This window comes from Actinomadura fibrosa, from assembly GCF_900659615.1.
Taxonomy (GTDB): Bacteria; Actinomycetota; Actinomycetes; order Streptosporangiales; family Streptosporangiaceae; genus Spirillospora; species Spirillospora fibrosa.
Map to the genome: position 1 here is coordinate 23,078 of NZ_CAACUY010000091.1, position 8,694 is coordinate 31,771.

At 72.7% G+C, this 8,694-nt stretch carries 12 protein-coding genes; 6 read left to right on the top strand and 6 right to left on the bottom strand.

What is annotated here, in order from left to right:
- Positions 1–8: 8 nt before the first annotated feature.
- Positions 9–683: a C39 family peptidase gene (locus E1300_RS26660; RefSeq protein ID WP_165503014.1), complete on the bottom strand. Its 675-nt coding sequence runs from the start codon at positions 681–683 to the stop codon at positions 9–11.
- A gap of 168 nt (positions 684–851) precedes the next feature.
- Here E1300_RS26660 and E1300_RS26665 point away from each other — a divergent pair, with 168 nt between their 5' ends.
- Positions 852–1,271 carry an SRPBCC family protein gene (locus E1300_RS26665; RefSeq protein WP_131759815.1) on the top strand — a complete coding sequence of 140 codons (420 nt, stop codon included), beginning with the start codon at positions 852–854 and terminating at the stop codon, positions 1,269–1,271.
- Between the two features lie 53 nt (positions 1,272–1,324).
- Here E1300_RS26665 and E1300_RS26670 read toward each other — a convergent pair whose 3' ends face one another.
- Genes E1300_RS26670 through E1300_RS26680 form a run of 3 tightly spaced genes read right to left on the bottom strand, consistent with a single transcriptional unit; the run spans position 1,325 to position 2,104 of the window.
- Complete coding sequence (locus E1300_RS26670; protein ID WP_207399967.1) at positions 1,325–1,522, bottom strand: DUF397 domain-containing protein; 198 nt, start codon at positions 1,520–1,522, stop codon at positions 1,325–1,327.
- Positions 1,523–1,538: 16 nt separating this feature from the next.
- Positions 1,539–1,736, bottom strand: a complete 198-nt coding sequence (locus tag E1300_RS26675) for a DUF397 domain-containing protein (RefSeq protein ID WP_131759816.1) — start codon at positions 1,734–1,736, stop codon at positions 1,539–1,541.
- Positions 1,733–2,104 (bottom strand): DUF5753 domain-containing protein, encoded by a 372-nt coding sequence (locus E1300_RS26680; RefSeq protein WP_131759817.1) that lies wholly within the window; start codon positions 2,102–2,104, stop codon positions 1,733–1,735. Before E1300_RS26680 ends, E1300_RS26675 begins: the two co-directional genes overlap by 4 nt.
- A 382-nt stretch (positions 2,105–2,486) precedes the next feature.
- Here E1300_RS26680 and E1300_RS26685 point away from each other — a divergent pair, with 382 nt between their 5' ends.
- The 4 genes from E1300_RS26685 (at position 2,487) to E1300_RS26700 (ending at position 5,644) form a co-directional block, all read left to right on the top strand.
- Complete coding sequence (locus E1300_RS26685; protein WP_207399968.1) at positions 2,487–2,864, top strand: YchJ family protein; 378 nt, start codon at positions 2,487–2,489, stop codon at positions 2,862–2,864.
- A gap of 96 nt (positions 2,865–2,960) precedes the next feature.
- Complete coding sequence (locus tag E1300_RS26690) at positions 2,961–3,617, top strand: hypothetical protein (RefSeq protein WP_242619412.1); 657 nt, start codon at positions 2,961–2,963, stop codon at positions 3,615–3,617.
- 11 nt (positions 3,618–3,628) lie between these two features.
- Entirely contained in the window at positions 3,629–4,483 is an 855-nt protein-coding gene (gene sigJ, locus E1300_RS26695; RefSeq protein WP_242619413.1) for an RNA polymerase sigma factor SigJ, read from the top strand.
- A 45-nt stretch (positions 4,484–4,528) separates the two neighbouring features.
- On the top strand, positions 4,529–5,644 hold the full coding sequence (locus E1300_RS26700) for an NAD(P)/FAD-dependent oxidoreductase (RefSeq protein ID WP_131759819.1): 1,116 nt from the start codon (positions 4,529–4,531) through the stop codon (positions 5,642–5,644).
- A gap of 6 nt (positions 5,645–5,650) precedes the next feature.
- On the opposite strand, the gene E1300_RS26705 is transcribed toward E1300_RS26700, so the two are convergent.
- A complete protein-coding gene (locus E1300_RS26705; protein ID WP_131759820.1) occupies positions 5,651–6,376 on the bottom strand; it encodes an SDR family oxidoreductase in 726 nt (241 codons plus the stop codon).
- Positions 6,377–6,485: 109 nt separating this feature from the next.
- On the opposite strand from E1300_RS26705, the gene E1300_RS26710 reads away from it, so the two are divergent.
- Entirely contained in the window at positions 6,486–7,325 is an 840-nt protein-coding gene (locus tag E1300_RS26710) for a LysR family transcriptional regulator (protein ID WP_131759821.1), read from the top strand.
- A 6-nt stretch (positions 7,326–7,331) separates the two neighbouring features.
- Here the strand turns inward: E1300_RS26710 and E1300_RS26715 are convergent, their stop codons facing one another.
- Positions 7,332–8,465, bottom strand: coding sequence for a glycosyltransferase (locus tag E1300_RS26715; RefSeq protein WP_131759822.1), 1,134 nt, complete (start codon positions 8,463–8,465; stop codon positions 7,332–7,334).
- Positions 8,466–8,694: the final 229 nt, after the last annotated feature.

The following is an 8,694-nucleotide window of genomic DNA, read 5'->3' on the forward strand; positions in this document are numbered from 1 at the left end:
CGGCGTCGTCAGCTCTTGGCGGCCACCGTGCCGACCTTGCCCGCCTTCTTGACGCTCGCCCAGGACTTGGCCAGCGACGCGGTGTGGTAGGTGTTGTCGGCCGGGTCCCACCAGAGGATCTTCGGGCTGGACCCGGTCGTGTAGCCGCGGACGATCATGACGTGCCCGGTCTTGTCGTTCCACTGGCTGCCCCACGGCTTGTAGCCCGCGTAGACGCGATACATGATCGCGACCTTCTTCGTCCCGACCGCGGACTTCACGCTCCCGTAGAACGCGCTCTGCGATCCGGGCGTCACCCGGACCACGTCGTAGGATCCGGACCCGTAGGTGGACAGTGCCTTCCGCAGACCCGTGCGGATGCCGGCGTTGGTCGTCCCGTTCGGGGACTTCGTGCCCATGTATCCCGCGAGCTTGCTCTGGCTGGGCAGGCCGCGCGTGATGAGGCGGGAGAGCAGCGCGCGTCCGGCCGCGGGCGCGCACCAGTAGGACTTCTGCTGCTTCTGCGTCTTGATCGAGACGGACTTGGTCGCCGCGATCTCGATCTGAGGAGTCGGTGCCGCGGCCACGACGCGAGCCGGAGCGGCGGCTTCGGGGGCGGCGGCGTGCGCCGGAGCGGTGGCGAGCAGAGGGGCGGCCAGGGCGGCCGCGCCGGCGAGCGTTGCGATGCGGAGCGAGGAGGACATGACGCCGATCATGTCCGTCCGCCGCATCGAACATCAGGCGCCCCGGGTCCAACTTCGCGCCCCGGACCGCTAGTGCCGGAGAACTAGAGGCAAGGCGCGGGGCGTCCGAGCATCCTTGATCGCGGACCCCTTGCTTCGAGGGGTCGTCTGAGTGAGCGGGGGTTCGAGGTGGCTTCTATTCGGCACGAGATCGTGGTCGACGCGCGTCCCGAGGCGGTCTGGGCCGCCATCGCGGACGTGGGGGCCGTCCACGATCGGCTACTGCCCGGCCGCGTCGCGGCGACCCGGATCGAGGGCGAGGTCAGGACGCTCACGTTCCCGGACGGTCATGAGATCCGCGAGCTGATCGTGGACATCGACGACGAGGCTCGGCGGCTCGCGTACGCAGTGATCGAGGGCGGGCGTCCGCCCCTCAATCACCATCACGCGTCCTTCCAGGTCTTCGACGAGCCGGGTGGGCGGAGCAGGCTCGTCTGGATCACGGACGTCCTGCCTAACGCACACGCCCCCGAGATCAGGATCCGCGTCGAGCGCGGCGCCGAAGAGATGAAGCACAACCTGGAGGCGAGCGCCGGTTCCGTCGCCTGAGACGACGCGCACTCAGTGGGACACCAGCCCTCCGCTCGCGCTGAACGAGGCCGTCAGGGCAGGTCGTGCTGGCCGTTCTTTACGTCGCGGGCGAATGCATGCCAGGTGGAGGCGGCGAGCAGTAGGTGCGCACCCCTGGGCCGCTCGGAGTCCCGCACTCCGATGTTGCGTGCGAGCCGCGCAACCTCCACGCAGTCGCTCGTCCCGGCATCGGTTCCGCTACGGCTCGACTTACGCCACACGTGATTCACCGAAACCCTCCATCGCTCAAGGGAGGTCGTGCTGGCCGCTCTTTACGTCGCGGGCGAATGCGTGCCAGGCGGAGGCGGCGAGCAGCAGGTGCGCACCCCTGGGCCGCTTGGAGTCCCGCACTCCGATGTTGCGTGCGAGCTGGGCGACCTCCACGCAGTCGCTTTGCCCGGACGTGCTTCCACTGCGGCTGGACTTACGCCAGACGGGAGTCAATGAAGCCCCTCCACTACTCGCTTGATCGCCTCGATCGAGGCATCGGCGGGCAGTGCCCGGTCGCTGATGCGGTCGAACCGCAACCGAAACGAGCGGACCTCTGCCGGGTCCATGACCACTCTTCCACCTCCGCAGGCTTCGGTGTAGGCGACGTCGGCATTGCCGACGGTCATGATCTTGAACGAGCCGTCGCGCCCCATGTGGGCGCCCACGCTTCTCGGCACGATCCGGAACGTGATGTGCGGGTGCCGCGCCCACTCCAAGATCGAGCCGAGCTGGGCACGCATGATTCCGGAACCGTCGACCGGCTGGTCAATGACACCCCAGGCGCGAAACACTCGACCTATCAAGATGATCTTGAGGGTCAACAACTGGATCGTCTCCGAAACGAATTCACGGGGCATCGGATCTGGCGGGCGGTTCGGTCGGACGGGTTGCTGGGCGACTGGGTGGCCAGCCTGCATGATCCGTCCGCCGGGATCTATCCGACCGTGATCTGTTCGGACCCGGCTGCGCTGCGTGAGGCTCTTCGCGCGGAGGCTGAGCGGGTCGCCGCGCGTCAGGGGCGCCGGTGATGGGACAGCCGCAACGCGACGGCGCCTGGCGTCCTTTTGCCGCTGGTGGGCCTACGTGCCCTCGGGAGTCGTTCTCGGGGGTGGGGGGCGAGGGGGTGCGTTGGGGTGGACGTGGGGCGCGGTGGCGGGGTGGGTGGGCTCTCTTGGGGCGTTGAGGATGCGGGAGGATGGCGGTATGGGGTCTTGTCCTTGTGGGGGTGGCGGGAAGTATGGCGAGTGTTGTGGGCGGTTGCATCGGGGGGTCGGTGTGGCGGTTACCGCTGAGGAGTTGATGCGGTCTCGGTTCGCCGCGTTCGCCAAGGGGGACGAGGCTTATCTGCTGCGTAGTTGGCATCCTGCTACGCGGCCCGAGAGTGTCGAGTTCGACCCTCGGATGCGGTGGACGCGGTTGGAGGTCCTCGGGACGGACGCCGGAGGGCCTGGGGACGACAAGGGGACGGTCGAGTTCCGGGCTCATTACCGGGTGGGGAATGAGGACGGCGAACTGCATGAGGTCAGCCGGTTCGTTCGGTATGACGGCGAGTGGGTTTATGTTCGGGGACGGGTGAGCTGATCCGTCGCACGGGGGAGGCGGTTCCGTCGCTCGGGGGAAGAGGGTCCGTAGCGGCGGCTGCGAGTTTGTGGGTGGCGGACGGTGGCGTCCGCGGAGATGGAGACCCACATGTCGCAAGGGAAGCGTGCCCTGGTCGCGGGGATCGCGGTCGTGGGCGCTGTCGGGGCGCTCGGGGCGGGGAGTGCGGCGGCGCAAGATGAGGGCGCCGAACCCGTCAAGGAGGCGCACGTCACCGGGGATGCTTGGCTCAAGTATCCCGGGGATCTGGAGTACCCGTACCGGCGGTTCGTCGTCGATGCGCACGGAGGGCCGTGGAAGATCGTGGACGGCAAGGTGGTGTTCGGGGCCGCGCGGGGGACGGTGCGGTTCGACCACTATTCGCCGGACGTTCCCGGTGGGCCGTCCGTGCATCACTGGGGTTCGATCAAGGTCGACTATGTGATGGCGAAGGGGCCGATCGCCATTGTCTCGGGAATCCGGCAGGACGATGTCCAGGCGAACGAGAAGCGCGCGAACCTGACGTTCTACCAGTCGCCGCGGGGGCACCGGTATGACCAGGCCGGGTTCTCGTGGGGGGTCACGCTGGCGCAGTGCCAGCAGATGGGGAGCGGTCCGGCGCCGTTCAGCATGAACAGTTCCGGGCCGTTCGGGAAATGGCTCACGGGGTACACGGTGAAGGACGCGCCGCTGCCCGTTCCGGAGGGCGATTTCCAGCCGCCGGACCTGCCGGAGGACTGCAAGTTCGGGGAGTAGGCTCCGCGGGCGTGGACGATCTGGACTGGGAGGCGCACCGGCCGGCGGTGTTCGGTGTGGCGTACCGGCTGCTGGGGAGCGTGGCGGAGGCGGAGGACGTCGTCCAGGACGTCTGGCTGCGCGCCTCGGCGGCCGACCGGTCCGGCGTCGCGGACCTGCGGGCGTGGCTGGTGACGATCGCCGCGCGGACCGCCTACAACGTGCTGAGGTCGGCGCGGGTGCGGCGGGAGGCGTACGTGGGGCCGTGGCTGCCGGAGCCGCTGCTGACCGGGCCGGACGCGGCGGAGCGGGTGCTCGTGGACGAGTCGGTGGGCACCGCGATGCTGGTGGTGATGGACGAGCTGTCGCCGCCGGAGCGGGTGGCGTTCGTCCTGCATGATGTGTTCGAGGTGCCGTTCGCGCAGGTCGCGGAGGTGCTCGGGCAGTCGGTGGTGGCGTGCCGGAAGCTGGCGTCGCGGGCGCGGCGGCGAGTCGCGGACGCCCGGGAGCGGACGCGGGAGCAGGCGAAAGCGGGACGTGCGGAGCGGGAGCGGGTGCTGGCGGCGTTCCGGGCGGCGGCGGAGGGCGGCGATCTGAAGGCGCTCGTGGCGCTGCTGCATCCGGACGCGGTCTACGTCGCGGACGGCGGCGGGAAGGCTCCGGCGTCCCGGCGGCCGGTCGAGGGGGCGGAGCGGGTCGCGCGGCTGCTGGTGCGGGTGGCGGCGCACTGGCCGGCGGAGACGCGGTTCGTCGAGGTCGGCGGGGAGCCGGCGCTGGCCGCCTACCGGGACGGGCGGCTGCTGTGGATCGACACGGTCGAGGTCGTGGACGGGCGGGTGGCGGCCGTCCGGCGGATGGCCAATCCGGACAAGCTCGGTCACGTCTGAGATTTCCGTCTTGTCTCCCTGGCGCAGACGAGCTGAGGAGATGAGATGGCGCATGTGGTGGTCGTCGGGGGCGGTTTCGCCGGGGTGTGGAGCGCTGCCGCGGCGGCGCGGGTGCGGGACACCGCGGATCTGCGGATCACGCTGGTCGCGCCCGGTGCGGACCTGGTGCTGCGGCCCCGGTTGTACGAGCCGGACCCCGAGCGGGCGGCGGTGCCGCTGAAGGGGATCCTGGGGCCGATCGGTGTGGAGCACGTCCGGGCGCAGGTTCAGGAGATCGACGTTCTGGGGCGGCGGGTCGTCGCGGACGGCAGCCCGCTGGCGTATGACCGGCTGGTCCTGGCGGCGGGGAGCAGGCTGGTCCGGCCCGACCTGCCGGGGGCGGAGCGACTGTTCGACGTGGACACGCTGGACGGCGCCCGGCGGCTGCGTGCCCGGCTGAGGGACCGGGACGGCTTCACGGCGGTCGTGGTCGGCGCCGGTTACGCCGGGCTGGAGGTCGCGACGGAGCTCGCCGGGCGCGGGCGGGTCGTCCTGGTCGAGCGGGCGGGTTCGGTCGCGCCGGAGCTCGGGTTCGGCCCGCTGCCGGCGATCGAGGTGGCGCTCGACCGGCTCGGTGTCGAGCGCAGGCTCGGCGCGACCGTCCGGGAGGTGCGGGACGGGGGCGCGGTGCTCGACGACGGTTCGCTGGTCCCGGCGGACGTGGTGGTGTGGACGGCCGGGTTGGAGGCGAGCCCGCTCGCGCGGCAGGTGCCGGGCGAGCGGGACGGCCTCGGGCGGCTGGCGGTCGACGCGCATCTGCGGGCGCACGGTGCTGTTTTCGCGGCGGGTGACGTCGCGGCGGCGCGGATGGACGGGGATCACTGGACGGTGCAGAGCTGCCAGCACGCCGTCCCGATGGGCAAGACGGCGGGGCACAACGCGGCGGCGGACCTGCTGGGTGTGCCGCTCGTCGAGTTCGCGCCCGCGCCGTACGTGACGGACATCGACCTCGGCGCCGCCGGGGCCGTCTACACGCGCGGCTGGGACCGGCGGGTCGCGCTGTCGGGGGCGGAGGGCAAGTGGGTCAAGCGGTGGCTGATGGAGGTCATCCAGCCGCCGGTGGACGACCCGGCGGCCCTGCTCGGCAGCGCGGGCGTCGTCACGACGCCGGTGCCCTTCTGATCCGCGTCACCAGGGGATCGGGCCGTCGTCGTCGAAGAAGCCGCCGGTGGGGCCGCCGTCGGGCAGGGTCGCGAGCCGGATCGCGATCGCCGCGCCCTGCTCGGGGGTGCGGACGCCGCGGAAGCCGTTCAGGTCGGTCGCGCAGTAGCCGGGGCAGCCCGCGTTGATCAGGATGTTCGTGTCCCGCAGCTCCTTGGCGTACTGGACCGTGATGGCGTTGAGGAACGTCTTGGACGGCGAGTACGCGGCGGAGATCGGGCCGGTCTCGGCGTCGGGGTCGCTCTGCCGGGTCAGGGAGCCGACGGTGCTGGACATGTTCACGATCCGCGGGGACGCCGAGCGGCGCAGGAGCGGCAGCATCGCGTTGGTGACGCGGATGACGCCGATCACGTTGGTCTCCACGGCGGTCCGCACGTCGGCGGGGTCCACTCTGGTGGGCTCCTGCGGCAGGCCGCCGGTCACGCCGGCGTTGTTGACGAGCACGTCGAGCCGTCCGGCGCGCTGTTCGACCAGCTCGGCGGCGGCCGCCACGGACGCGTCGTCGGTCACGTCCAGCGGCACGCCGAACGCGTCGGCGCCCGCCGCGCGGAGCTTCGCCACGGCGGCGTCGCGGCGCTCGGCGTCCCGGGCGCCGACGCCGACGGTCCAGCCGAGGGCGCCGAGGCCGGCGGCGATCTCGTATCCGATTCCCTTGTTCGCGCCGGTGACCAGCGCGATCGTTGTTTCGCTCATGCTTCGATCATGCGGGTGTGCCCGGCGGAACCTCCAACACCGTTTGGGTGGGCGGCGATACCCGTCCGGTATCGGCCGAGGCGGGGGTGGTCGCGGGTACCGTGGCGGTATGGAGACGCGGGAGTTGCGGTACTTCGTCGCCGTCGCCGAGGAGCTGCATTTCGGACGGGCGGCACAGCGGCTCGGGATCGCGCAGCCGCCGCTGTCGCGGGCGATCCAGCAGCTCGAACGGAGGCTCGGCACGGCCCTGCTGGACCGCACCAGTCGCGGCGTGACGCTGACCGAGGCGGGGAAGGTCCTGCTCGTCGAGGGCCGGGCGGCGCTCGACGCGGTCGAGGCCGCCGAGCGCCGGACCCGCCGTGCCGCGGCCGACCGTCCGGGGCTGGTCCTCGTGACGAAGGCCGGGGCGTCCGGCGAGCTGCTGGCGAAGCTCCTCGACGCGTACGCCGCCGAGCCCGGCGCGGTCGCCGTGGACGTGCAGCTGTGCGGGATCGCGGAGCAGGAGCGGCTGCTGCGGGACGGTCGCGCCGACGTGGCGCTGTTGCACCTGCCGTTCGACTCGACGACGGGGTTCGACACCGAGGAGCTGTCCACGGAGGGGCAGGTCGTGGTCCTGCCGCGCTGGCATCCCCTCGCCGGGCGGTCGCACCTGCGGATGGCGGACGTCGCGGAGCTGCCCGGGCTGCCGTTGCCGCGCTGGCCGTGCCGCGACGGCACATACCCGGACGGTCCCGGCCCGGAGGTCCGGGAGCACGTGCAGCTCCTGCAACTGATCGCGCTCGGCCGGGCGTCGGCGATCCTGCCGGAGTCGTGCCGGACGATGCTGAGCCCCGACCTGGCCGCCGTCCCGGTGCTGGACGCGCCGAAGGTGACGACGGTGATCGCGTGGCCGCCGCACAGCCGCTCCCTGGCCCTCGCCGGGCTGATCCGCGCCGCGACCCGGCTCTAGCGGGCCTCAGCCGCGGATGCGTTCGCGGAGGCGGTGCGGGCGCGGGTCCGGTGGCGGGCCGGTGAGGACGTCCAGCATGCCGGCGATGGTCGTCGTCCACGGGTAGCGCTCGGCGCGGGCGCGCGCGGCGGCGCGGCGGTGCGCGGACGGGAGGCGCAGGACCTCCTGGACGCCGTCGGCGAACGCGTCCGGGCGGGGCGCGGCGGCGGTTCCGGCGCCGGGGGCGAGGAGTTCGTGCGCGGCGCCGCGGTCTGCGGCGACGACGGGCGTCCCGCAGGCGAGGGATTCGAGGACGGCCAGCCCGAACGACTCGATGGGGCAGGTGGCGAGCGCGACGTCCGCGCCGGCGAGGAGCCGGGCGACGGCGGCGCGGTCGCCGACGTGGCCGTGGAACCGGACGGGCAGGCGCTCGCGGTCCGTCCACGTGCGCAGGCGCTGGCCGCACGGCCCTTCGCCGACGACGTCGAGCCGGCAGCGCACGCCGCGGCGCACCAGTTCGGCGACGGCGCCGATGGCGAGGTCGGGGCGCTTCTCCGCCGACAGCCGCCCGAGGTGCACGAGCCGGACCTCGCCGCCGGACGGGACGTCCGGTACCGGATGGAACGTGGCGAGGTCCACGCCGAGCGGGACGCGGTGCAGGGCGGGGGCGCCGACGCGCGCGAACTCCGCGGCGGCGAACGCGGACGTGACGACGATCGCGTCGAAGGAGGTCGCGAGGTGCCGGTTCCAGCGGTCGGTGACGGCCTCCAACGGCATCCCGCGGGGAGCGCGCGGCGCCAGCATCGCGTCGAGGCGCTCGTGCGAGAACAGGACGGTCCGGATGCCGCGCCGCCGCGCCCAGCGGGCCGCGACGGTGAGCGTCGCCTTGTCGGACACCTCGATGACGTCCGGACGGAGGCGGCCGAGCACGCGCAGGACCGGGCGAGGGTCGAGAACGAGCCGGTACCCGGGCGCGACGGACGGCCCGGGGACCGTGATGACCGGCCCGTGCGGCGAGTCCTGGCGCGTGTAGGCGGGGCCGGGGACGACGAGGGCGCGCCGGTGACCGGCCGCCGCGTAGCCGCCGCCGAGCATGTCGATCGCGGTGCGGAGGCCGCCGGAGACCGGGCTGTAGAGGTTCGCGAGCTGGACGATCCTCACGCGGTCCTCACCGGCTCGCGGACGCGCGGACGCGGACCCGGGCGCGCCGGGGTGGGGGCTTCACGTGGTCACCAGGGTCTCGTAGGTCACGGCGCGGCCGCCCGCCGCCAGGGCGGCGTCGATGGCGGCGAGCGAGGCCTCGCGGAGGCCGGGGCGGGACAGGTCGGCGGGGTGCAGCGCGATGCGGAAGGGCGTGCGGGTGCGGGCGAGCGCGCGGGCGGCGCCGGTC

Coding starts and splice junctions, on each gene's coding strand:
- E1300_RS26685 (WP_207399968.1), top strand. CDS start 2,487: ATGGGGTCTTGTCCTTGTGGGGGTGGCGGGAAGTATGGCGAGTGTTGT.
- E1300_RS26710 (WP_131759821.1), top strand. CDS start 6,486: ATGGAGACGCGGGAGTTGCGGTACTTCGTCGCCGTCGCCGAGGAGCTG.
- E1300_RS26660 (WP_165503014.1), bottom strand. CDS start 683: ATGTCCTCCTCGCTCCGCATCGCAACGCTCGCCGGCGCGGCCGCCCTG.
- E1300_RS26705 (WP_131759820.1), bottom strand. CDS start 6,376: ATGAGCGAAACAACGATCGCGCTGGTCACCGGCGCGAACAAGGGAATC.
- E1300_RS26690 (WP_242619412.1), top strand. CDS start 2,961: ATGGAGACCCACATGTCGCAAGGGAAGCGTGCCCTGGTCGCGGGGATC.
- E1300_RS26700 (WP_131759819.1), top strand. CDS start 4,529: ATGGCGCATGTGGTGGTCGTCGGGGGCGGTTTCGCCGGGGTGTGGAGC.